We start from the raw sequence: 23,674 nt of genomic DNA on the forward strand, positions 1-23,674 counted from the left end.
ACCTTTCTCGGCCCTTTCCGTCGATACGGATCAGCACCGCACGGCTAGACTGATCTCGTTCGCTTGTCCTCACCCGTTCGAATTCACCATAGATCAAAAGTGATTTTCTGATCACATCGATCGGCGGCTCGACTGTCTCATCCCTGAAAGGGCGCATCGCGCGGCCAAGACACAGGGGGTTTTAATGCGGACATTCGGAATGGGAGCGCTCACGACGGGCGTGTGCGTGGTTGCGTTGGCAGTGCCGGCTCAGGCGCAAGCCCAGGAGCAGGAGTACAACATTCCGGCAGGCAGTCTGAGGTCCGCATTGGATGCCTTCGGCCGCCAGTCGGGCAAGCCGATCATCTATAAGGTCGACGAGATCCAAGGGCTTCGCTCACGCGGATTTCGCGGAACCGCGACGCCTCAGGCGGTGCTCGATGCGATCCTGGCAGGAACAGTGTTCACCGCGCGGATCGATAGATCGGGCGCGGTCGCGATCGTGAAGGCGGGAAACGACATCGACACCCCGTCCAGCCAAAACGATTCAGATAATGTCGGAGCACCCGCCGAGATTCTCGTGACCGGCAGCCGTATTCGCGGCAGCCAGTCACCTTCCCCCACCGTGGTCTTCAGCGCAGAGCAAATCCACGAAGAGGGGTTTCAGGACCTCGGCGAGCTGATCCGAAGTGTACCGCAGAACTTCGGCGGTGGGCAGAACCCAGGTGTCGGCAGCGGAGCGACCACGAACGGCGGCAATCTCGTCAACCAAAACCTGACCGGTGGGTCGGCGCTCAACTTGCGCGGACTGGGCCCCGACGCCACTCTGACGCTGCTCAACGGCCGCCGTCTGTCGTACACCGGCTTCTTCCAGGGCGTCGACATCAGCGCCATTCCCCTCGAGGCGGTCCAACGCGTTGACATCGTGCCCGACGGCGCGTCGGCCATCTACGGGTCCGACGCCGTCGGCGGGGTCGGCAACGTTATCCTGAAACGCGACTTCAGCGGCCTGACCGTTGGCGCGCTCTATGGCGGCGCGACCGACGGCGGCCTGACGACCGAGGAATACGACGCCACGGCAGGCTTGCGCTGGTCCAGCGGCGGGATCATCGCGACCTTCAAGCACTCCAATTCCGACCCGATCTTCACCGACCAGCGCGACTATACCGCGGATGTCTTGAGACCGACGACGATCTATTCGGGCAACGATCTCGACAGCGGGCTCGTCAGCGCGCACCAGTCGCTGAGTGACGCGGTCACGCTCCATGTCGACGCGATGCATACCGAGCGCAATCTGCGGACCAACCTCGGCTATCCGACGGTTTACTATCAGAACGAAAACGATACCAAGACCACCTTCGTCGCGCCCGGCGTTGAGTTTTCGCTGAAGAATGGTTGGCGCATCGCGCTCGATGCCTCTTGGAGCCGCGACAAGGTCGAATACAGACAGTCGACGGTCACGATCGCGACGGGCGACACCCGGATCAGCGAGGGGTGTTATTGCAACGAAAGCCGCGTCTACGAGCTCGGGGTCGAAGGCCCGCTGCTTCGCCTGCCGGCGGGAACGGCAAGGCTCGCGGCGGGCGCCGGATACCGCACACTCGACTTCGAGACGCTCAGCTACACGCGCGGCACGGTCGTCTACGATAAGCACCAGAACGCCAAGTTCGCCTATGCGGAGCTCAATCTCCCGCTGATCAGCCCGGAACAGGCGATTCCCGGTCTGCACCGCCTCACGCTGACGGCGGCCGTGCGCGGCGAGGACTACGACACCTTCGGCACGGTCGCGACGCCCAAGTTCGGCGTGATCCTTGATCCCAGCGACGATTTCACACTGCGCGGGACCTGGGGGCGTTCGTTCAAGGCGCCCACGCTCTACCAGCTCGCGCAGACCCCGATCGGATACCTCTACAGCGCGTCGGCGCTGGGCGGGACGCAGTTCCCGGCGGATGCAACCGTCCTGATGGCCTATGGCGGCAATCCCGATCTGAAGCCCGAGCGCGCGCGGACCTGGACGGCCTCGTTGGGCTACCACCCCAGCGCGGTACCGGGCCTCGAGGCGGAAGTGACTTATTTCGACGTCAACTACACTGACCGTGTGCTGGTACCGATCGCGGACCTCACCCATCCCCTGCTCGACGATACCTATTCCGACTTCATCGACTACGCGCCGACCGAAGCGGACAAGGCTGCGATCGTCTCGCGCCAGACGTTCTACAACATTGCCGGTACGACGTATGACAGCAGCAAGGTCGTGGGTATTCTCTACAACGACTACACCAACGCGGCGCGCTGGAAGGCGCGGGGCATCGACGTCTCGGGCTCCTATGCGTTCCAGATGGCGGAGAGCCGGCTGGCCCTGCGCGCGTCGCTAAGCTGGCTCGACAGCGCGAAGCAGAACAGCGCCGGGCAGCCGGCGATCGACCTGTCCGGCACGATCTACAATCCCGCCGAATGGCGCAGCCGCGCCGGGGGGGTATGGACGCTCGGCGGGCTCGGGGTCTCGGTCTTCGGCAACTATACCAGCAGCGTGACCAACGTGCTTGCGACTGGCGACAGGGAAGAGACCGGATCGTTTCTGACGTTCGATGCGACGATCCGCTACAAGACCGGAGACGCTCAAGGCCTGCTTTCCGGACTGGAATTCACGCTGTCTGCGCAGAACCTGTTCGATCGCACGCCACCCTTGAACACGGTCAGTTCGTCGATCGTGCTGCCGTACGATTCTACCAACTATTCCGGGGTTGGCCGTTACGTGAGCGCCTCGATCTCGAAGCACTTCTGAAAGCCCGGCCGGTGAGCACACCAAGGCTTACAGACCGCACGTGCAAGGCTCTCATGGCGGCCTTTTGGGGACTGGGATTGGTCTTCGCCGTTCCGGTGCTAGCGGAGCCCATCTCGCCGAAAAGGCTGCTCGAAGTCACGGATTTCGATGGCGTCGCCATCTCGCCCGATGGTCGCTGGGTTGCATTCAGGACACAACAGGCCTCGGTCGAGCGCAATACCTACGACACCGCGTGGTATGTGCAGCCGACGGATGGGCTCTCACCGCCTCTGAAAGTGGCGGACGGCGGCTTGCCACTACGGGACTCCGGCGGCCTGCCACAACCCGCCAGGGCGCTTTGGTCGGCCGACGGGCAATCGATCTTCTATCTTGCCTTCCTTAATGGAAAGCTGGACGTCTGGCGCGCCGCTACGGACGGCTCCGGAGCCCGCCCGCTCACGCATGAGCCGGCTGACGTGCGCGATTTCTCGCTGAGCGACGACGGCTCCCTGCTCATCTACACCGTTGGAGCAAGCCGCGCTGCAGTGGCCGCTGCCGAGCAGGACGAATACGATCAGGGGATACGTATCGACGAGACGATCCCGATCGGACAGGCGCTTTTCCGCTCGGGTATGATCAGCGGTCGGCGCGCGACGCAGCGCTTCCTGAAGAACGGCAAGGGTTCGGTGGACCGTTACCCGCTGCTGGTGGGTATTCCGGACCAATGGCGGGCGGTCGATCTGGCGAGCGGCGAGGTGCGCGATCTCACATCGTCAGAAGCAGCACGCCTGACTGCTCCGGCCTCGACCGCGCCTGAGGACCTCCCTTCCCCGTGGAAGGTTGCACTCGATCCGAAACATGCGCGGGTGGCGCTGCTCACCCGGACGGGCGATGACACAGGTCTGGTGACCAAGCCGGATGTAACACTGAGCGTACTCTCGGCACGCGGGGCCGGCCGCCCCACACAGTGTAGCGCTGAGCTCTGCAGCGGCAAGCCGATCACCGAGGTCCAGTGGCGGCCCGGCAGCGATGATGTGCTGTTCACGATAACCGATCCTGATGAAGGCCTGGCGCAAGCGATCTACCGCTGGAATGTCCTCACCGGCGCGGTCGAGCTGGTTACGCGGGAGAATGGTCAGCTCAATGGGCGGGACTTCAGGAACACGCCGACATGCGATGCCTCGCACGACCTGCTGGTCTGCATCGTCTCGAGGGCGGATCGCCCGCCGCAGATCGAAACAATCGATATCGCAACCGGGCTGCGAACGGTGCTGTTCGAGCCCAATGCGCTGCTCGCTCGGGACATGCGCGAGAGAAGCCCTGCCCGCCTGCTGCGCTGGACCGCTGCAAATGGTGAGGAATTTACCGGGCAGTTTTTCGAGGCACGCGAAGCCGCGACTGCTCCTTCTCCCCTATTCATCACCTACTATCGATGCACTGGCTTTCTGCGCGGCGGGCTTGGCAATGAATGGCCTCTTGCCTCGCTTGCCGAGGCGGGCATTTCCACCTTGTGCATTAACGATCCGCCCCGCCAGCCTATGGACGCCGTCGCACGCTACAACCGGCCGCTTGCCGGAGTCCGCAGCGCGATCAATCTCCTGGCGGGGAAAGGGCTGGTCGATCGGAAAAAGGTCGGCATGGGCGGCCTGAGCTTCGGCACCGAGATCACGTTGTGGACAGCATTCAATTCGGACCTCCTTGCAGCCGCATCAGTCTCGACGGTCTCGATGACGCCGAACGGATACCTCTTCTTGAGCTTGCAGGGCGACATTGCCGTCCAAAGACTGAGAACCGTCTGGGGTCTGGGCACTCCGGAAGAAACACCTTCACGTTGGGAGCGACTTTCGATCACGCGGCACCTTGACGAGGTGACGGCACCGATCCTCATGCAAATCCCGGAACAGGAATACATGTTTGCGCTGGAATATGCGATCCCGCTGATAAGGCGGCAACAGGCCGATCTTTACGTATTTCCGGACGAGCCACACCAGAAATTCCAGCCACGCCACAAGCTAGCAGTGTATCAACGCAATCTGGACTGGTTCAGATTTTGGCTACAAGGTTACGAGGACGCGGAGTCTTCCAAAGCGGAACAATATGAACTGTGGCGACAGTTGCGAGTGGCGAGCCCTAACGGGCAATAGAGAAGCTGCCCGTGCCCGTCTCCGATCTATTTACCGCTCGTCCAAACGCACATCGGGGGTTTGAAAAAAGGCCGACATTCCATGCTGAGGAGTCGGAGGCTATTTACGCCGACAAAGCGGACCTTCGCCTGCTCAGACGGTCGTCGAAAGCTGCCTTCGGCTCAAATACTTGCTGGGGCACGAGGTCGATTGACTGCGGAGACTCACCGACCTTCGCGATAGCAGGCGTACACAACCAACAAGCCAGGGTGCATCGGCTCTCCGGGGCTAATCCGCTTCGGTGCTTGGCGCCTCATCTACTCGAATGAAGTTTTCTTCCACCTGCAGATGGGGGAGATCCTCTGGCGTCACCCAAACGTCCGCATTGATGGAACGACGGGAAGACGTCGCGTCAAGGAGCGCTGCAAGCGGCAATGATTGTTTGAGCGCCCCCCCATCCGGGGCGTCGTTCCTCGGGCGCCCGATCTCGAGTGTTCCTTCTGTGAAGCCCGTCAGGATGTAATTGGGATTGACGATCCGCAGCGTCCCCTGGGTGATCGCATAGCTTCCCGGCACGCCCGTGTCCGCGTCAGTGGCAAGGACACCATCGAAGAGATCAACCCCGGCATCGCGCGGTGCGATCGGGCCGCTTACGCCATATCGCAATGGAAGATAGTCACCGAGCAAGGGTATCGATATTGAAGTCGCCGTCACGGTTAGCGCAGCGGGGTTCACCAGCAGCGTGCCGGGCGCATAGTCGATCGTGTAGTTGCCCGAGGTGAGCCCTGCGGCGGTAAGGTCGTAGCTGCCGGCATTGACCGCGCCCTGTGCCGCCCCGCCATAGGCCAGCGTACCGCCCAGCACCGCAGCCGTCTCGCCGTTGACGAAGCCGCTATAGGTGACGCCATTGCCGCCGCTCCACGCCAACCCGTCGTAGGTCTTGGCGGCGTCATTGGCAGTCACGGTTAGCGCGGCGGGGTTCACCAGCAGCGTGCCGGGCGCATAGTCGATCGTGTAGTTGCTCGAGGTGAGCCCTGCGGTCGTGAGGTCGTAGCTGCCGGCATTGACTGCACCCTGTGCCGTCCCGCCATAGGCCAGCGTACCGCCCAGCACCGCAGCCGTCTCGCCATTAACGAAGCCGCTATAAATGATGCCATTGCCGCCCGACCACGCCAGCCCGTCATAGGTCTTGATCGCGTTGGCAGCGGTCACGGTCAGCGCCGCCGGGTTCACCAGCAGAGTGCCCGGTGCATAGGCGATCGTATAGTTGGTGGCGGTAAGCCCCGAGGCTGTAAGTCCATAAGTGCCAGCATTGATCGCGCCTTGCGCCGGCCCGCCATAGGCCAGCGTGCCGCCCAGCACTGCAGCCGTCTCGCCGTTGACGAAGCCGCTATAGGTCACACCGTTGCCGCCGCTCCACGCCAGCCCGTCATATGTCTTCGTGGCGTTGCTGGCGGTCACTGTCAGCGCGGTAGGCGAGATCACCAACGTGCCGGGGGCGAAGCTGATGTCGTAGCCGAGCTGGCTCGAATACAGGCCGGACAGCGTCAGTCCCGCGCCCGTATAGGTGGCAGCATTCGCGCTGGATGCCGTGTAGGATGCCGTGCCGGAGACCAGCGCAGGGGTGTAGCCGGTGGGGCTGAAGGTGAGAGTGCCAACATCGGTGCTGGTCGCCGATCCGTCATAGGCCTTGGACCCGCTGCCGCCCGTCACCGTCAGCGCAGTAAGGAAGCTGCGCAGCAGCGGCGCGCTGAGCCCGTCATAGATGCGCCACGTCGCGGTGGTGCCGGCCGCATCATCGATGCTCCATCCGGCCCCGTTGAAGGTTGCCAGGGTGGTCATCTGGGCAGCGTTGCGCCCGGTAATCCCGCTTGCCGCACCGCTGGTGACGCCGAGCGAAGTGCCGGAGCTGGTGGTATTCCAGAAGCTGGCGGTCACGGTGCCCGAGTTGCCGCCGATCAGGCCGCCAAAGGAGGTTGCGGAGGCGGGCGCCCCGGTGGCGAAGCTGTTCGCCACGGTGCCGGTGTTGGTGCCGACCAGGCCGCCAGAGACCACACCTCCTTCGACCATGCCCGTGGCATAGCTATCAGTGATGGACCCCGCGCTGGAGCCGACCAGGCCGCCTGCCGCAGACGTGCCGGCCCCGCTTGTCACCCTGCCGGTGGCGAAGGAGCCGCTGATCGTCCCCGCCGCATTGTTCCCCACCAAACCGCCCGAGCGGCCATCACTGCCCGACGTCGCCGTTCCGGTGGCGTAGGAGCCGGTGATGGCGCCGCTGTTGGTGCCTGCCAGGCCGCCCACCGCGCTGCCATCGCCGGTGGAGACCGCTGCCGAGGACGAGGAGCCGGTGATCGTGCCGCTGTTGTTGCCCGCGACTCCGCCCAGCGAGCCGGTGCTGACCGCGCCGGTGTTGGTCACGCTGCCACTGGTCGTGACTGCACTGATCACGCCGCCATTCACGGCGGCGAGCAGACCCGCATCTCGCCCGCGCACCGTTCCCGCGATCGTGAGATTGCTGACACTGCCGCCGCTACCGATCCGCCCGAAGAGGCCCGCTGGGCCGGTGGGACGCGAAATCGACAAGCCGGTGATGCTGTGGCCCGCGCCTGCCAGGCTTCCGGTGAAGCCGGTGGTGGCGTCTCCGATGGGCACGAAGCCCGCGCCCCCGTTCCAACCCGCGGTGGGCGTCGCATCGATGTCTGCCGCCAGTACGAAATTCTGGGCGAGCAGGCTGGTGGATGCCAGCCCCTGCAGGCCGAAAAGGTCGGCGATTTGATAGGGCGTCGCCAGCGCACCGTCACCGCCGGTCGCGCGGAGGAAGCTTGCGCCGCTGTCCAGCACGAAATTCGTCGCGGCGAAGCTGGGCAGCGAAGCCGCGAGCTGCCGCCAGTCGCCGCCCGCCAGGCGAAACGCGCTCACATTCACGGCGCTGGGCGCTGCGACGCTGCCCGATCCCGCGAGCGTGAGCCCGCCCGAAGTGGCGGTTATCGCGCCGTCTAAAGTGATCGCGCCGCCTCCCGTGGTCGACAGAGTGAGGGTCGAGCCATCCGTCCAGCCGATCGCACTGGCCAGCGTCAGTGCGCCGCCCGCCGACAAGGTGATATTGCCGCTCAGTCCGAAGCTGCCGCCGCTGGCGAGGCGCAGCAGGCCCGAGGAGGCGAGGCTGGTGTTCAGCGCATAATTCCCCGATGCATCGAGGTACACGCCGTATCCGCCCGTGGTGGTGAGCGCACCGACGCTGCTGCCGAGGAAGGACAGGTCGGTATCGGCATAGCTGCCGCGCACCGAGAGATAGTTGGCCCAGGTCGCGGTCAGGCTCGGCTGTCCCGTGATCAGATGCATCGCCGTTCCGTACAGCGCCACATTCTGCACGCCGTTGACACCGGTCATGTCGGAAAAGGCCGCACCGGCCGTTGCGCCGCCGTCCAGATAGGTGAGCACGCCACTGGCGTTCAGTCCCTCCGCAGGCGCGAGGATATAATAATAGCCATCGTTGCCGGTCACCGCGCTGCCCAACAGCGCTCCGCCCGAAACGGCGGCCACGGTGGCACCGCTCAGTGCCGCGCCGCTGCCCCCGATGCTAGCCGTCCCGGAGATCGCGACGGGCGTGGTGGAATAGCGCCAGCCCAAATAGGGATAGAGGTTGGTTCCCGTGCTCCACGCCGATGACGAGAAGCCTGCCGGAAGGCTGCCCTGGAGTTGCGCCGTCGTCCGTCCGGTGACGCCGGGCGCGCTGCCACCCGCAAATCCCTGCAGCACGCCGCTCGTTTGGGTATTCCAATAGCTGTTGGTAATCGCCGACCCCAACGCGTTGTTGTACCCCACGAAGCCGCCGAGGCTGGTGGTGCCGCTCACGCGCCCCGTCGAATATGCGCCAGTGATCGTGCCGTTGATATAGTTCACGCCGACGAAGCCGCCGACGTTGGAGGCCCCGCCCAGGGCGACCACCGCGCCGGTCGCATAGGAATCCTGGATCGAGCCCTCGTTGTGGCCAACGAAACCGCCGATCGGGCCCGAAGAGCCGGTGACGGTGCCCGTGGCGTAGGACCGGAGAATCGTCCCGCCATTGCCCCCGGTGAAGCCGTTCCCGCCGACCAGACCGCCCACATAGCCGAAGCCAGCGGTTGCGTTGGTCCCGGTTACGGCGCCCGTCGCATAGGATTGCGTGATCGAGCCGCCGTTCACCAGATATCCGGCCAGGCCGCCGACCTGATAGCCCGCGCCCGTAACCGCGCCGCCGGCCCAGGAATCGCTGACCGCACCGCCATCGACCGTGCCGATCAGCCCGCCGGCATTGGATTCAGTGGTGGACGTGCCCACTACCGTGGTCGTGGCGCTGGCGTTCGACAGCGTGCCGCCCTGCATATAGCCGATCAGCGCGCCGACGGTGCCGCTGCCGGTCACGCTGCCGCCGGTGAGGCTGACATTTGCGATCGCGGCGTTGGCGGTTGCGCCGAACAGCCCGACATAAAAGGCCCCTCGGTTGATCCCCAGCCCGGTGATGTTGTGGCCCGTGCCGTCGAAGCTGCCCGTGAACGGGAGGGCATTGTCGCCCACCGGAAGGAAGCCCGCTGCCCGCCACAGTCCGGCGTAATTCCCGTTGCCATCCGCGGTAAATGCGCTCGTGAGATCCAGGTTCGCGCCCAGCGAGTAGCTGGCCGTCTTGTCGGTCGCCATCAGCTGCAACGCCGCGCCGGTGGCGATCACCGAGGAATATTCGTTGCGCAGCATCGGTCGGGTGTCGCCCCCCAGCATCACCCAGGTGTTGCCGAAATCGAAGCCGGCATAGGTCGCCTGTGTGCGGGCGTTGGCTGTGGTGATGCCGGTGCCACCGGTGCCCGCGCTCGTCGCCTGCCCCGTCGTGTTGATGTCCCAGTAGCCGTCGGTCACGCTTCCGGCGGTCGCATCGACGGTGCCGATCAATCCGCCCGTGCCGGTCGTGCCGGTCACCGCGCCGCTGGCATAGACGTTGGTCAGCGTGTAGCCCTGCAGCGTCGAGCCGACCAGCCCGCCTGCGGAGACACCAGTGCTGGTAACCGAACCGGTAGCATAGGAATTGCTGATGCTGGTTGCACGGTTGCGGCCGACCAGCCCGCCCACCTCGCCGGCGCCGCTCACGCTGGCGGAGGACGAAGAACCGCTGATCGTCGCTTGGTCGCTCAACCCGACAAGACCGCCGACTTCTCCACCGACTGCGGAAACGCTTCCCGTCACGTGCACGTTGCTGATCTGCACGGGGTTGAAGCGACCCGCCAGACCGCCCACGGTGCCCGCGCCCAAGATCGCCACATTGCTCAAGGTCAGGTCACGGACGCCGCCCGAAAGAAGGCCGAACAGACCGATGGTTCCCAGGTCGGGCCGATCGATCGTCAGGCGATCGACAAAATGGCCAAGCCCGGCGAACGTGCCCGTAAACCCATCGATTGGCGCGAAACCCGCGCCGCTGTTCCACCCGGCAGTGGCCGATGCATCGATGTCGCCCGCCAGCGCATAAGCGCCGCCCCCGCTCATCGCCTGCAACTGGGTAAGGTTGCGGATCAGCGTATAGGTCGTGCCGTTGACCTGAAACACGGAGCTCGCGCCGGGCAGGGAGATGCGCGCGCCCGAAGCCAACACATAATCGTTTCCAACTCCCACCACCAGATTGAGATGCGCATTGGAACCAGTGAGCGTCAGGTCCCGTGCAATCGTGATATCCCCGCCCGCCGTAAGCGTGAATTCCGCGGCGGCGTGGGTGTCGGTCAGCGCGGCATTGATCGTCAGATCGCCGGCCGATTGAAGCGACAGGATGCCGTTGCTGGTCAGCGGGCCGGTGACCGTAAAACTTCCGTTGTTCACGAACGTGAAGTTGCTGCTCGACGAAGATGCGGCGAGCCTGGCGACGCTGTTGTTGGCATTGCCCAGACTGATACTGCCGCCATTGGCGGTGGTCGCCGACAGCGTCCCGACCCGCACAGTCCCGCTCGACTGGCTGATACCGCCCGCCCCCGCCGACAGGATCAGCGCGCTATCCGCGTTCGTGCCGAGGATATTGGCGTTGATAAAGATGCCGCCCGTGGCCGAATCCGCCAGGAGCGAAAGCGTCGTCGCCGCGTTCCACGTCACCGGCGCTGAGATCGTTATATTGCCCGCCTCGCTTCCAGCGCCGACAGTGTTCAGGGCTACGTTGGTCGTGGCCAGATAGCTCGACAGTGTCGTGTTGTTGATGTTCGCCCCGCTGCCCAGAGGCAGCACCAGCTGGGGTTCCTCGCTGAAGTCGATACTGACATTGGAGGACCCGGTGCTGGATACCGTGATATTATAGGGATCAACGAGCCACGTGCCCGTCTTGCCCGACGCGGCCAGCGTGGAAATGCGCAGGTCCGGCGCAAAGGACAGGCTGGCCGCCGATGTCTCGACGAAGCCGCCATTGCCGCCATCGGGCGCCGATGCGTCGATCGTTCCGCCCGCGGAGACCAAGCCGCCCGCCATGTCCGCGAGCAGCAGCACGCGTCCGGATCGGTTGGACAGCGTCCGCGCCTCGATCGTGCCGGTATTCGCGACCACTGACGAAAGCGCCGCGTCCGCCGCCTCGGCGCGCAGCAGCACGTTGCCGCCGTTCGCCGCGATCAGTCCGCCGTTCTGGACCAGCGTGTGCGTGGTCGCGCCGTCGACCTCGATCTTGAGGTGCCCGTCGGCGCCCGCGTCGAGAGTGACCGTCGAACCCGCCGCCAGCGCGACGTCGCCGTGCTCCGCGTGGATCGCGCCGGTGTTGTTGATCGTGCCACCGATCAGCACGACCGATCCGCCGGGGGCGGCGGTGATCCGCCCGTGATTGAGGATCGATCCCGTCGCCCCGCCCAGCGCGAAAACGTCTCGCCCGGCGAGGAAATCGGCGTCGGTGATGTTGGCCGTCGAAGCGACCAGCCCGCCGACATCGACCTGCGCGGTGCTGCTGAACAGCACGCCGTTGGGGTTGACGACATAGACCTTGCCATTGGCCGCCATTCGACCGGCAATCGTGCTGCTGGCGCCCGAGATGACCCGGTTGAGTGTCACCGCATTGGCATCCGGCTGGCGGAACACTACGCTGCCCTGCTCTCCGATATCGAAGCTCTGCCAGTTGATGATTCCGCGCTGGCTCGCCTGGTCGACCGTCAGTGTCGTGCCGTCGGCGCCGATCCGCACCGACCCCGCCATTACAGTGCCGCCGCTGGGCAGCACCGCCGGATCGGACGTGGTCTGCGCGCGGGCGGAGGGAGCCAACGCCAGACTGGCGAGCGAGGCCCCGGCCAGCGCAAGCGTGACGACGCGGCGCCGCGCGGCTTTGGCTGAGGGAGGGGGAACCGAGGCGGCGTGATTCAAGGCGGTGCTGCGGGCCATGGGGTGTTCCAATCAGAAATGCTTGGAGAGGGTGAGCCAGCCGCGCGCATTTCTGCGGCTGCCATCCTGATTATGGCGCGAATCGGCGCCGCCGGGGTTGCTGCCGATGGGCACGGCCACCACCGCACCCAGCACGAAGCCGCGCGGCAGCGAATAGGATACGCCGACGCCCGCGCCGCCAAGCGTATAGCTGCCCTTCGTGCCCGGCAGCGCCCCGCCGGGCCACGTTTTCGCGCGTTGCCGGATCATCCCGATATCGGCGAAGCCGTAGAGATCGAGGGCCGTCGACGCGAATTGCGCACCCTGATGCACCTCCAGCGAGGCAATATAGCCGGTGTCGCCCAGCCCCTCGTTGACCGGATAGGCACGGACGCCCGCCGGGCCGCCCAGCGCAAACTGCTCGGATGAATCGAGGTTGTTGAGCGCCCATTGCCCGGCGACGCTGGCCCGCACGAAGGTCGCGGCGCCCACACGCTGATCGTGTGAGGCGCTGGCTTCGGCCTTGGCATAGGCGCCGTCCGTGCGGGCGGTGACTCGATCGAGCGCCTGGTCGAACGCCAATCCCGACAGATCGAGCCCACCCACGGTCATGCCGATCGAATAGCGCGATCGGCCACCCGCCGCATCGAGCGACTCGCCGCCCAGCGACAGCGACACACGATGGATATGCTTGCGGTGCGCGGGCGCGCCCAGCAGATCGTCATTATATTGGCCATGTTCATAGGCGGCACGGAAATCGAGGGAATCGGAACTGCTGCGCACCAAGGGGTAGGTGAGATCGATCCCCTGCGTCCACGCGTCGCCGCGCCCGTCGAGGGACGCGAACGATCCACCCAGCTTGTAGCGAAGATAGCTGACGTGCGCCTCGACCCGCCATCCGTCGAAACCGATCGGGACGCTCCAACCCAGCCAGCCATAGCCGAGACCTTCGGATCCCAAGGCGAGCGCCGATACCCGGTCGCCACGCCCGGTGAGCCCGTCGATCGTGAGCGTGCCGATCGCGCGATATCGCCCTGTTGACACCGCACCGCCGTTGTCGCCGCCGACGCTACCGCGCAGCAGGGGCGCGTCCCGTACGGTCAACGCCAAATCGCTGGTGCCATGCTCGGCGCCCGCCTTCAGCACGCCATCCGCACTCACGCCCGGCAGGTCGTTGGCGATCAGCATCCCCCGCTCCAGTGCGTCCGCCGAATAGGGCATGCCTTGCTTCAGCCGGGCGCCAGCCACCCGCGCCACGAATGCGCCATCCGCGCGGCGGGCCTGATCGTCGAGCACGAGTTGGCCGAAACGCCCCTCGATCAACTGAATCCGTACTGTGCCGGCGGTGATGTCCTGTGGCGGCAGCACCGCGCGGGCAAAAAAGCCACGACGGCGGTATACATCCGCCAGCGTTCGCGCCGCCGCGCGAAGCTCCTCCAGCCCCAACGTCTTCCCGACGAAGGGCTGCACCGCAGCAGTGAGATCGGCAATCGGAACGAGTGTCGCCCCCTCGATAGAGAAGCGCTGGACTAGCACGCGCTCCTCCTCAGGGGTCGGAGATGGGGTCAACTGCTGCGTCGCCTCCGGAACGCGCTGCGGCGTGGTGGTGAAAACGCCCTCGCGGAGCTGGCGTTGCAAGCTGCCCGCGTCGGGCGCATTCTGCGCGGCGGCGCCGTGAGGAATCAGGGCGGCTCCACTGCAAAGGAGCAGAAGCAGCCATCCGGGACGCGAGAAAACTTTGCGCGAAACTGCGTCTCTTCGGACGCCCGCGGCACTTGTCACGATTTGCTTCCCCTCGCACTCCAGCGCCGCGCTAATGCGATCCCCGGTACCTTTGCTTAGGGTCACGTTCCTTATCAACTCGTCAACGCAGTCGGTGTGGCTGACCTTTGCGGGATCACGCGATGGCTCATCATCGCCTCCTTGCCGGGGCCGACGCGGCAGGCACCCTTTCGGTGCTTCCGAAGTAGCGCGCTGGCGTGCTGCCCGTTGCCTTCTTGAACATGGTGATGAAGGCGTTGACGGACTCGTAGCCGAGCGAACTGGAAACCGTCTGGACCGGGGATCCGCCTGCCAGTTCACGCAGCGCGACCACAAGGTGCAGTTGCTGTCGCCAGCGGCCGAAGGTGAGGCCTGTTTCCCGCACCATCAGGCGTGCCAGCGATCGCTCGCTCATCGCGACGCGCTTGCCCATTGGCTGAGTGTGCTGCGGTCAGAGGGTTGGGCCGTTAGCGCGTCGGCCATGACGCGAATCTTGGGATGTGGTGAAACGGGAAGATTGAAGCGCTCGCGCGGCATCTCGGCCAGCTCATCGAACGCGACCCTCGCAAGCCGGGCAACATGGCCCTCTGCAGGATAGTCGGCGCCTTCGCGGGCAAGTGGGCCCACGATCTCCGGATCATCGGGGAGATAGCCAGTGTGCAGCGCTCTCGCGAAAACTGCGCGGCGCTGGACTCAACGAACAGATAGTTCGGTCGAGCATTCTCGGTCGTCAGCCTGTGTGCGAATGGATGACGATGTGCGGCTTCGCGCGGGCCGCCTCCCGCCTGTCGGATTCAAAGGCGGTGTCTGGAGAAAGCTGACGTTCGCTCGCAATAAAAATGCCGCCATCAGCCGTTGAGTGGCGGCTATTGGACGTCTTGCAGCGGTCCGTCACAACCAGGCGCCCGTGGATGCACGCCGCCGTCCTTCACCCGGATGTCTCGGGGGCGGCAGTGCATCGATCATCATCCGCAAATTGAGGCATGCGCTTGCCCTTCGTGCGGCTCGGGAGATGGAAAAGGCGGCAACGGTTGCAGTGGTAAGTCCGGAGCAGCAAGCCGGAGCACCGCACGAAGACGTGCGCGTCCTCCTCCGACCGGTAGGAAACCTTCTTCAAACAGATGCTCGATCGGGTTCGCACTCGGTCAGCCGCGAGACCTTCGCCCGGGCCCTTTTGCCAATTTAATCCACACCGGCGCATGATCGCTCGTTTTCTCCCATCCGCGCGGCCGCGTATCCACCTCCGCCTTCCTGAGGCGGCTGGCCGCGGGTGCATTGAGAAGGAAGTGGTCGATCCTCAGCCCGGCGTTCCGCTCGAACGCCCCGCGCCAATATTTCCAGAAGGTGTAGATCGTCTCGTCGGGATGCAAATGCCTGAGGGCATCGGTCCAGCCCTGCCCGAGAAGCTGGCCGTATGCTGTCGTCACCTCGGGCGCGAACAGCGCATCATCGCGCCAGCGGTCTGGTGCATAGACGTCAAGGTCAGTGGGTATCACGTTATAGTCGCCGGCGACCACCACCGGGGCATCGAGGCCGATCAGTGTCCTGAGATGCTCCTGCAGCCGGTCGAACCAGCGAAGCTTGTAGTCGAACTTCGGCCCTGGCCGAGGATTGCCATTGGGCAGATAGAGCCCCGCCACAAGCACACCATTGATGGCCGCCTCGATATAGCGGCTCTGCATGTCTTCCGTATCGCCGGGCAAGCCTCGGCGCGTTTCGTGGATCTCCCCGATCCGGCTCAGGATCGCCACGCCGTTCCAGCGGCTCTGGCCGTGCCAGACGGCGTCATATCCAGCGTCGCGGATTGCCTTTTCAGGGAAGCGCTCCTGCGGCGCTTTCAGCTCCTGCAGGCAAACGATGTCAGGAGCGGCAAGATCAAGCCAGCGCAGCAGAACCGGCAGCCGCCCGTTGATCCCATTCACATTATAGGTCGCGATTTTCAATGTTCACCGTCGCTCGGGGTCGGACGGTTGCCCATCAATTCGCCAAGACGCACGGGGCGTTCCGGGGCCCAATCTTCGTTGAAGACGATCGTGCCCTGCCTGAAGAGCATCACAATGGTGGAGCCGAGAAGGAAGCGCCCCATTTCCTGGCCCTGCTGCAGATGGATGTTCCGGTCGGCATAAGTCCATTCGGATATCCTGCCGGTGCGCTTTGGATTGACTACGCCGTGCCACACCGTCGCCATGCTTCCCACGATAGTGGCGCCGACAAGCACCATCACAAAGAACCCGTGTTCGGACGATCGGAACACGCATACCACGCGCTCATTACGCGCGAACAGATTGGGCACGCCGCGCGCGGTGGCCGGATTCACGGAGAACAGCGCGCCAGGAATGTAAATCATGCGGGTGAGCGTCCCGCCGCATGGCATGTGCAGGCGGTGGTAATCCCGGGGTGAGAGATACAGGTTGGCGAAGCTGCCGTGACGAAACTCGGCCGCCAGGGCCGCATCGCCGCCCAGCAGCTCGGTGGTGGTAAAGCGATGGCCCTTGGCCTGAAGGATGTGGTGGTCGTCGATGGCGCCGAACTGGCTGATCGCACCGTCCACCGGGGAGAGGAAATCGGCCGCCGCCAATGGCCGCACGCCGACTTTCAGCGGGCGGGTGAAGAATTCGTTGAAGCTCTTGTAGCTGGCAATATCCGGATTCCCGGCTTCGCCCATGTCGACTCCATACCTGCCCACAAACCAGCGGATCAGTCGCGTCGTCATAGCGCCTCCCTGCGCTCCAGCGACACGGCCGGCGAAGGTGGTCAGATGCTGCTTGGGAAGCAGGTACTGAAGCAGGACTTTCAGGCGATCGGACATGCTACCTCATAACGCAGGCAGATCCGTATAGTGTCATGAACGGCGAAGGATATCTTTGCGAAGAGGTGCGCGTCTCCGGGGGAAAACTATCGATCAGGTCTGGATTCTGGCATGCGCCAAACACGCTAGGCTAATGTCTACGTCCAAGCCTATTCTCGCTGCTCAGAAACTCAGCGAGTAGCACAGGCGAAAATTATGATTCAGCCAACATGCGCCCACCAAAGCGGCTTCCCAAAGCCCGATTTCTGCTTTTTCGGAGGTTCGTCGATCGCACTTCAACTACCGCGATCAGCTCACTAGCTAGCCGCTCCCTGAATGTTCATGGCCTCAGCGAAGACCCGGTTCGATCGCACGCCGGCAGAAGTCCCGAAAGCTTGTCGCACCGGTATGCTCCGCTCGGCGCGTCGCAACGTTGTCGATGCCTTTCTCCTTCGCTCGGTACATGTCGACATAGCCCTGCGCGACGGACTCGCTGGCGCCGCGATCGAGGAACTGCTGCTTGAATCGGTCATAGCTGATCTGTTCGTAGCGAACCGAGCGGCCAGTGACCTCCGAGATGATCGCGGCCTGATCGTTGAACGAGAGATCGTCCGGCCCGAGCACGGGGACATCGGCCTGGTCTTCCCAATGGTCGCCGTGAAGCAGCCGCGCGGCCGCGGTCGCCATGTCGCGCGTCGCGGTGAACGGAAGCTTTTTCTCGGGGTCTATCGGACCGAAGAACGCGCCTCTGTCCTTCATCAGGCCGATCTGCCGAGCGGTATTTTCCATAAATGATGGCATGGCGAGGCCGCGAAACGCGGCTCCCGTTTCCATCAGCATGTCGTCCATCGCGATCGAAGCCGTCACGGGACCCGCGCAGTCCTGCCATCTGGTTCCGCGACCAAGCGCGGTGATCGATACAACCCGAGCCACGCCGTGCCGGCGGATCGCGGCGGCGGCCGGGCGCGTGAAATCCAGATAGGCTTGCTCGAGCGTTTGCCCCCACGCCGGCGGCGCAAGCCAGAATATTGCCTCGGCTCCGGCGAAGGCACGCTCGGCAACCTCCGCATCGCCATGCGATCCTTCGATGATCTCGACACGATTGCGCACATCGTCGGCCAGCTTGGCGGGGTCGCGTGCTACGACACGCAAGGGCGCGTCGACAGCGAGCAGGTCGGTCACGAGCTGTTGGCCGATCTGACTAGTGGGGGCGGTAACGACAATCATCATTGGTCTCCGTTTCTCAGTTCACAGCCGGACCGAGAGCTCGACGTCGTCGGTGAAGCTCATGGTGTAGTAGCCGTTGGTGACCGAGCTCACGTGCTCGAGATAGTCGGGACAATAGTCCGCGTTATCGGCCACGATCACCGCGCCAGGGCGCAGCCGGTCTTCCACCAGCGCCAGCACGTCGCTGTACAGCGACTTCGCACCGTCCAGGAGCAAGAGGTCGATCGTCGCGGGTAGGTCATGGCTAAGGGTCGTCAGCGCATCGCCTTCGCGTAGTTCTACAAGATCGGACAGGCCGGCCGCGGCGAAGTTGGTTTTGGCGATGGCCACTTTCGAAGGCTCGAATTCGCTGGTGATCAGGCGCCCGCCGCCATTGTCGCGCAGAGCCGCGGCGAGATGCAGGGTCGACAGGCCAAACGACGTGCCGAATTCGACGATCGACCGCGCGCGTGTCGCCCGGGCAAGGATGTAGAGCAGCTGGCCGGTCTCACGCGACACGGGAAGGGCGAAGTCCTTCAAGCTGGTGTAGAGATCGAGGTAATCCTCCTTGCTTCGCATCAGGCGGATACGATCCTCGGTCGAGAGTGCCTCGAAGGCTGGGCTCGCGAGCGGCGACGATGCCTCAGCCTCGCGAAACAGCTGATCGAGAAGCGGCGCAACCGGCGCGCTGGAAATAGTGTTCATCGTGTGTCTCCAAGAGCCCGAGCGACTTGCCTGCCTTCGCTTTCAGAAATACGAATAGTTCGTCAGGTTCGCTAATCGCATTTCCGGAGCAGATAGTGTCCGAGCGCCAGAGTCCGCAGATTTCCTCGCGCAAGGAGCCGAGGCAGGCCCGAGCCAACGCCCTCGTCGCCGCCGTTCTGGATGCAGCTGTTCAGGTTTTGCGAACCGAGGGCGCTGCCCGATTCACGACCGCGCGCGTGGCGGAGCGCGCCGGCGTGAGTGTCGGGTCGCTCTATCAATATTTCCCGAACAAGGCGGCGATCCTGTTCCGCCTGCAGAGCGACGAATGGCGCCAGACCAGCCAATTGCTGAGCGATATCCTGACCGATCGAGAGCGTCCGCCGTTCGAGCGCCTGCAAAGACTAACCGCCGCCTTCCTTCGTTCGGAATGCGAAGAGGCTGCCGTTCGCCAGGCACTGGGCGATGCTGCCCCGCTTTATCGCGATGCGCCCGAGGCGATCGATGCGCAGGCGGCCGGCTCTCAGGTCATCCACGATTTCGTGGGCGAGACTCTGCCGGGTGCAAAAGGAACGACCGTCCAACTCGCCGCTGATCTGCTCCAAGCAACGCTGACCCAGGTAGGCAGCAGCTTCTCCGAGACACCTCGCAGCGAACAAGAGATCACGGCTTATGCGACGGCGATGGCGGACATGTTCTCCGCTTATCTGACCGAACTGGCGGGGCGAGGTTCGTGAACGGCGTCCGGATCCATTCTCCAGACTGAGAAACCGATATGGGGCGCGAAGCCGCCACCCCTCGCTGACGGGCGGGGAAAGCGCCGATGACCGGTCACCGGCGCTGCCGAAGGCTGCCCTAGGTCGCTTTCCGCAAATTTTGGAAATCAGCCCGGATGACTTTCCCGCCGTCGCGCAGCTCCTCGAGGTAATCGGACCAGCGCTGCATCATCCTCACGCGCTCGTCCCAATATTCAGATCGCATGCCAAAACCGACCGTCCGTTCATTCGCAAGCCGCCGTCCAATCTACCTTCGCCGAAGACTCGAAATGTCGGGCTCTGGGACAATGCGGTCTTCAAAGATGCGCGCGAAAACGGCCGCTGGTCGAGGAAGCGGCCGTTCGCGGAAGGAGTTGTACTAACCTGGCGCTGTCTCTCGCTGTGCTTCGAGCGCCTCCTTCAAAGCCGACAATTTTGCGGCGGCCTGGGCCGCGTGCGGACCAATCCATCTTTCGTGAATGGCCTGGATCGGCACGGCATCTAGATAATTGAACCGCTCGCGCCCTTTGCGCACCACAACTACCAGCTTCGCATTTTCCAGCACGTTTAGGTGCTGCATTACCGTGCATCGATCGAGCTGCGGCAGGCAGCTGCAAAGCTGCTTGGTCGTGAGCGGCCGCAGGCGCAGTTCGTCGCAAATCGACCGTCGGGTGGCGTTGCTGAGCGCTTTGAAAACCGCATCGAGATGCTCATCGTTTGACATGTTATATTTTTATAACTTAATTGGTCGGTGATCAACTGGAGATGTTCCGATGGAACTCAAGTTCAGAGTCTTCGCCCATATATCCAAGCCAGTGCACGAGGTGTTCGAAGCCGTTGCCGATCCCGCCCAGCTCTCCTGTTATTTCACAACTGGCGGAGCCCAGGGCCGGCTTGAGGAAGGCGCGACGGTCAGTTGGGACTTCCACGACTTCCCACGCGCGTTTCCGGTGCATGTGGTCGAAGTGGTTCCCGATCGGCGGATCGTGCTCGAATGGAGGGCTAACGAGCCCGAGAATGCAGGGCCTGACTACAACACGACCGTCACGATGGAGTTCAAGTCTACCGACGACGACCGAACGCTCGTGGAGATCGCAGAGGAAGGCTGGCATGAAACGCCCGGTGGCCTCAAGGCGAGCTACGGCAACTGTATGGGATGGAGCCAGATGGTTGCAGCCCTCAAACTCTGGCTCGAGCATGGCATCAATTTGCGAGAGGGAATGTACAAATAGCCGTTGCTCGATTTGTCCAGCTTCAATCCAGTGGGCGAAGCCCGTTCAACCGCTCAAGCAATGTGATCGGGGGTGGTGCACCTGCTCATAGGCCACGACTGGAGACGCTGACATAGCCGTCGTTTGAGCCAGCGGGACGCCTCCCTATAAGCTGCCCTCCATTCAGCGACGATAGCACCACCGCGATCGACCGGAATTGGGCCGTAAGCGGACTATCCGCCTTTGGCGAACGGACCGTGAAAGTTGCCACTTGCGAATATGCGTCAGGCGAAGATTCTGGGCGGCCACAGAGACCATAGCCTTATTTCCGACGGGACAAGCCAGCGATGCAGCCCGGGTTAAGGTGGGCAGCTCATCTCGCCCCTCCCTTATCGGGCCGAAGGAGCGCAATCGACTTCCATTATCAGGTGGAAAACTAAGACTTCGGTCTGCGCGGGGACCTTCACATGTGTGTGTATCCGGTGCCGATGCGACACCAAAGGACAACGGCATTCCGCCGATTTGCCTCCAAAATAGACCTAATTCAGCCCCCGGGGCGAAAGGGCGCCGCAGAAGAGGCGAATCGGCGAGGCGATCCGCCACGCCGTCGATATTGGACATGGCCGAAGCCCAGCGGCGGCATCCGGGCGGTTTGCATCTTTGCGCCGCTATGCTTTGATGTCGGCATGAGGATCCGGCCGACCAATGGAGAGATGCGGAATCGCGCGACGTCCGCGAAACGCGCATATCGCCGACCCGTGCCGCCGCTACATCCCGCCCGCTAAACCGTCATGGCCGAATCGCCCTCGCGCTGGCTCGCGCTTAATGATCGGCTTGCCGCCATCGATCCGGATGACCCCGGTCAGCTCACCGATGCGATCGCGGCCACCTATGAGACGATCGCGGAGACCCCGGCGCAATTGCTGCAAGACTATAAGGGCTTCAGCGAGAAGGCGCTGACCGAGGCGTTGGCGACGCGGGCGGCGCTGGTCATGAAGGGCGAGATCGCGGTCACCGAAGCCAGCGAGGAGCGGCTGACCCTGCTGGATGCGGCACGGCTGCTACGCGCACTGGAAGCAAATGCGCTGGAAGGCACCTTCCGGACGGAAAGCGACCTTGGCGAGGATCTCGAACGCCTGTGGGTCACCACGGACGGCCGTTACTATGTCGTGCCGCGGATCGCGCCACTCGCGGCGCTCGACGGCAAACCGTTCCTGCGCCGTGCGCTGCGGCATTATCGGGTGCTGCCGACCGAGATGCCCGGCTTCAGGGTCCGGCTGCACCGCACGCCGCTCGCCGCGACCTCGGCGATGGCTGCCGGTGATCGGGCCGGCAAGCAGCGAAGCTTCGGCGCCGCCTTGTTCCCCGGACTCAAGGCCGTGCTTTCCGATCCGGCGATTGAGGGGTTCACCGTCATTGGTCTGGATGGGTTCGATGGTGACGAGATGATCGACGCCCATCTCGCCCAAGCGCGCGCTGAAAATGCTACCGCGATCGTCTGGGGTGAGTTGACGATGCCGGAGGCGCGCGTGACGCAAGTCCAGCAGGATCTGGCGGACCGCGCGCTCGATGGCGATTCGGCGCTTCGCTATCTGGTCGCCGGTAGCTGGCACCGCGATATCGACGCGGAGATGCGCAACGTCGCGGTGATCCTCGACGGAAATGGCGAATTGCTGTTCGAAGTGCTCAAATGGGCTAAGTTCGACATTGCAGGGCGGACCGAGAGCATCGTGCCTGGCAAGGAAATCCATGTGCTGGTCTGCGAGGACGAACTGATCACGGTCGCGGTCTGCCGCGATTTCCTCGAAGGCACGACCGACGTTCCCTATCTGCGCCTCAATGTCGATTTGGCGATCGTGCCCTCGATGATCTCAGGAATTGCGGAACATGCGACGATGGATGGCCATGCCGTGACCGCCAAGCTGATGCGTGTGCGCTACGGCACCCGTACAATGGTCGTCGCCCAGCCGGCGGTTTCAACCGAGGGCGATGTCGGCCAGGTCATGGCGCTTCCCGACGATCCGATGACCGATAAGGCGGTGCTGGTCGACGGCGCATGGCACGCCTGCCCCTTGGCAAGCTCTTAATCGGTCCTCATGTACAAGCGTGAAGTGTAGTGTATTGTACGATCAATCTTGGAAGGAATGCGCGAGACATGGCGGCACTGGTTCGCACCAAATCTCTCGATCTCGGCGATGCGTTGCCCGACGCGGCGCGCGTCGCGATCCGCCAACTGCTGGCTGACGATCCGCGCGCGTCGCGCCGGGTCTATGCGGCGCTGGCGCGCAAGATCTGGTCGTTGCTGATCGAGCGGCGCTTCGATCCCGAGATCCGTGATTGGCACAGCCTGCTCAACGCGGTGAAGGCAAGGGTGCGAAGCGACGACGCCGCTGCGGCCGAGCGCATCACCGCGCTTGCCGACCTGCTCCACGAGTCGATCAATCTCGCTGAAATCAGCCCGGCACGCGAGATGGCCGAACGGCCCCGGGCACGGGCTGTGCTCGAACAGCTGGCGCAAGGCAGCGGGTTCGTCCGCCGCCGCGTCCTGCTGCAATCGCTCGGGATCGGCAGTTCCAACCTGACCAATGTACTGACCCAACTCGCGGCGCACAGCCTGGTTGAGCGGCGTGGCAATGGCAAGGAAGCGGAATTCCGCCTGACCCGGCTGGGCCGCGAACTGATCAACGGCGCTGCCAGCGCTGTCGCTGCACCTGCCGAAGCCAATCCGCTTGAGCAGCATATCGCTTGCGTCTTACAGGCGAGTACCATGCTGCCTGCGTCCGAGCATTATTGGTTCGTCCATGGTGGCTTCGAAACCAAGACGGCGCACGTCAGCGTTTTCGACGACGCCGGACATGGCGGCTTCTTCGACAATATGATTCGCGTCGACGCGCAGCAGCATCGCCGGCTCGGGCGCAGTGTCGAAACGCAGCTTGGCCCGACCGAAGCGCCCCGACGGCTGGTGTTCAACGACAGGTTCTTCGCGCCGAGCGCCACCAAGCGCGATCGCATGCTCGCGCTCGCCAATCACCCGTAGCGCGATC

The 23,674-nt window shown here is 63.9% G+C and carries 14 protein-coding genes; 6 read left to right on the forward strand and 8 right to left on the reverse strand.

The window, feature by feature from the left end; all coding sequences use genetic code 11:
• The first annotated feature begins 199 nt into the window (after positions 1–199).
• Positions 200–2,764, forward strand: coding sequence for a TonB-dependent receptor (locus AEB_RS15780; protein ID WP_197714450.1), 2,565 nt, complete (start codon positions 200–202; stop codon positions 2,762–2,764).
• Positions 2,765–2,841: 77 nt separating this feature from the next.
• Positions 2,842–4,887 (forward strand): Atxe2 family lasso peptide isopeptidase, encoded by a 2,046-nt coding sequence (locus AEB_RS15785; RefSeq protein WP_231958784.1) that lies wholly within the window; start codon positions 2,842–2,844, stop codon positions 4,885–4,887.
• Positions 4,888–5,154: 267 nt separating this feature from the next.
• Here the strand turns inward: AEB_RS15785 and AEB_RS15790 are convergent, their stop codons facing one another.
• The 7 genes from AEB_RS15790 to AEB_RS15825 form a co-directional block, all read right to left on the reverse strand.
• Positions 5,155–12,228: a two-partner secretion domain-containing protein gene (locus AEB_RS15790; RefSeq protein WP_119083986.1), complete on the reverse strand. Its 7,074-nt coding sequence runs from the start codon at positions 12,226–12,228 to the stop codon at positions 5,155–5,157.
• A gap of 12 nt (positions 12,229–12,240) precedes the next feature.
• Positions 12,241–13,845 (reverse strand): ShlB/FhaC/HecB family hemolysin secretion/activation protein, encoded by a 1,605-nt coding sequence (locus AEB_RS15795; RefSeq protein WP_172593137.1) that lies wholly within the window; start codon positions 13,843–13,845, stop codon positions 12,241–12,243.
• Positions 13,846–14,119: 274 nt separating this feature from the next.
• Positions 14,120–14,401 (reverse strand): helix-turn-helix domain-containing protein, encoded by a 282-nt coding sequence (locus tag AEB_RS18315; protein ID WP_197714451.1) that lies wholly within the window; start codon positions 14,399–14,401, stop codon positions 14,120–14,122.
• A gap of 712 nt (positions 14,402–15,113) precedes the next feature.
• A complete protein-coding gene (xth, locus tag AEB_RS15810; protein WP_119083989.1) occupies positions 15,114–15,911 on the reverse strand; it encodes an exodeoxyribonuclease III in 798 nt (265 codons plus the stop codon).
• Positions 15,908–16,777 carry an archaetidylserine decarboxylase gene (asd, locus tag AEB_RS15815; protein ID WP_119083990.1) on the reverse strand — a complete coding sequence of 290 codons (870 nt, stop codon included), beginning with the start codon at positions 16,775–16,777 and terminating at the stop codon, positions 15,908–15,910. The genes xth and asd overlap by 4 nt, the downstream gene beginning before the upstream one ends.
• Positions 16,778–17,104: 327 nt before the next feature.
• Complete coding sequence (locus AEB_RS15820; RefSeq protein WP_119084701.1) at positions 17,105–17,983, reverse strand: NmrA family NAD(P)-binding protein; 879 nt, start codon at positions 17,981–17,983, stop codon at positions 17,105–17,107.
• A gap of 21 nt (positions 17,984–18,004) precedes the next feature.
• Positions 18,005–18,667: an O-methyltransferase gene (locus AEB_RS15825; RefSeq protein ID WP_119083991.1), complete on the reverse strand. Its 663-nt coding sequence runs from the start codon at positions 18,665–18,667 to the stop codon at positions 18,005–18,007.
• A 95-nt stretch (positions 18,668–18,762) separates the two neighbouring features.
• On the opposite strand from AEB_RS15825, the gene AEB_RS15830 reads away from it, so the two are divergent.
• Positions 18,763–19,401, forward strand: coding sequence for a TetR family transcriptional regulator (locus AEB_RS15830; protein ID WP_119083992.1), 639 nt, complete (start codon positions 18,763–18,765; stop codon positions 19,399–19,401).
• A 397-nt stretch (positions 19,402–19,798) separates the two neighbouring features.
• Here the strand turns inward: AEB_RS15830 and AEB_RS15835 are convergent, their stop codons facing one another.
• The gene (locus tag AEB_RS15835; RefSeq protein WP_119083993.1) at positions 19,799–20,143 is read right to left on the reverse strand and encodes an ArsR/SmtB family transcription factor; all 345 of its coding nucleotides are present in this window, start codon (positions 20,141–20,143) and stop codon (positions 19,799–19,801) included.
• A gap of 49 nt (positions 20,144–20,192) precedes the next feature.
• On the opposite strand from AEB_RS15835, the gene AEB_RS15840 reads away from it, so the two are divergent.
• From AEB_RS15840 to AEB_RS15850, 3 genes are all read left to right on the forward strand, one after another.
• Positions 20,193–20,651, forward strand: a complete 459-nt coding sequence (locus AEB_RS15840; RefSeq protein ID WP_119083994.1) for an SRPBCC family protein — start codon at positions 20,193–20,195, stop codon at positions 20,649–20,651.
• A gap of 770 nt (positions 20,652–21,421) precedes the next feature.
• Entirely contained in the window at positions 21,422–22,717 is a 1,296-nt protein-coding gene (locus tag AEB_RS15845; protein ID WP_119083995.1) for a hypothetical protein, read from the forward strand.
• Positions 22,718–22,830: 113 nt separating this feature from the next.
• Complete coding sequence (locus tag AEB_RS15850) at positions 22,831–23,667, forward strand: hypothetical protein (protein WP_145985322.1); 837 nt, start codon at positions 22,831–22,833, stop codon at positions 23,665–23,667.
• Positions 23,668–23,674: the final 7 nt, after the last annotated feature.

This window comes from Altererythrobacter sp. B11 (genome assembly GCF_003569745.1).
Taxonomy (GTDB): domain Bacteria; phylum Pseudomonadota; class Alphaproteobacteria; order Sphingomonadales; family Sphingomonadaceae; genus Croceibacterium_C.

Bases quoted from the DNA above. Each gene is read 5' to 3' on its own strand.
- AEB_RS15780 (WP_197714450.1), top strand. From the start codon at position 200: ATGGGAGCGCTCACGACGGGCGTGTGCGTGGTTGCGTTGGCAGTGCCG.
- AEB_RS15790 (WP_119083986.1), bottom strand. From the start codon at position 12,228: ATGGCCCGCAGCACCGCCTTGAATCACGCCGCCTCGGTTCCCCCTCCC.
- AEB_RS18315 (WP_197714451.1), bottom strand. From the start codon at position 14,401: ATGGGCAAGCGCGTCGCGATGAGCGAGCGATCGCTGGCACGCCTGATG.
- asd (WP_119083990.1), bottom strand. From the start codon at position 16,777: ATGTCCGATCGCCTGAAAGTCCTGCTTCAGTACCTGCTTCCCAAGCAG.
- AEB_RS15820 (WP_119084701.1), bottom strand. From the start codon at position 17,983: ATGATTGTCGTTACCGCCCCCACTAGTCAGATCGGCCAACAGCTCGTG.
- AEB_RS15825 (WP_119083991.1), bottom strand. From the start codon at position 18,667: ATGAACACTATTTCCAGCGCGCCGGTTGCGCCGCTTCTCGATCAGCTG.
- AEB_RS15835 (WP_119083993.1), bottom strand. From the start codon at position 20,143: ATGTCAAACGATGAGCATCTCGATGCGGTTTTCAAAGCGCTCAGCAAC.
- AEB_RS15840 (WP_119083994.1), top strand. From the start codon at position 20,193: ATGGAACTCAAGTTCAGAGTCTTCGCCCATATATCCAAGCCAGTGCAC.
- AEB_RS15845 (WP_119083995.1), top strand. From the start codon at position 21,422: ATGGCCGAATCGCCCTCGCGCTGGCTCGCGCTTAATGATCGGCTTGCC.